This is a genomic window from Pseudomonas sp. RIT-PI-o, from assembly GCF_001297215.1.
Lineage (GTDB): Bacteria > Pseudomonadota > Gammaproteobacteria > Pseudomonadales > Pseudomonadaceae > Aquipseudomonas > Aquipseudomonas moraviensis_A.
The window spans coordinates 1-596 of sequence record NZ_LHPA01000029.1 but is presented as its reverse complement, the minus strand read 5'-3'; the positions used below and the strand labels follow the sequence as shown (position 1 = coordinate 596).

Genomic DNA, 596 nt, shown 5'->3' with positions numbered 1-596 from the left:
CCGGCGTCTTTGTAGACGTCATCGGACGGTGCCGGAACGGTCGCAGTGCCGCTGGTTTCGCCTGCTTTGATGGTGATGACAGCGCCGTTCGACAAGGTCACGGTCACAGGCGAGCCTGCGGCGTTGGTCAAGGTCGCGGTGTACGTAATCTGACCGCCCTCAGCCACAGAACCGGTCGCGCTCAGCGACAGATTTGTAGTGTCGGCAACGTCTGTGACGGAAGTCGAAACCGGGGTTTTGTCCGCCACCAGATTTTCGAAGTTACCGCCGCTTACGCCAGTGATCGAGTTGGTCAGCGGAGCGTTGCCGGTCAGCGCATCGTTCGGTGCGGTGAAGGTCGCAGTGCCGGAAGTCTGGCCTACAGCGATGGTGATGTTCTGACCATTGGCTAGGGTCACGACCACAGGCGAACCAGTAACTGGTGCGCCGACGGTTGCGGTGTAAGTGACGGTGCCGCCTTCTGCTACAGAAGTGTCAGCGGTCAATTTGACCGTCGAAGTGTCGATGGTGTCGGTGACTTGAGTGACGGCTGGCGTGGTGCTTGGAACCAGGCTTTCGAAGTTGCCACCAGTGGCGCTGGTGATCGTTGCCTGCAC

1 protein-coding gene is annotated in these 596 nt (G+C 59.9%); it reads right to left on the bottom strand.

Annotation, left to right across the window (positions count from 1 at the left end; genetic code table 11):
* On the bottom strand, positions 1-596 hold a 596-nt coding region (locus AEQ63_RS20460; RefSeq protein WP_177330609.1), incomplete at both ends, for an immunoglobulin-like domain-containing protein.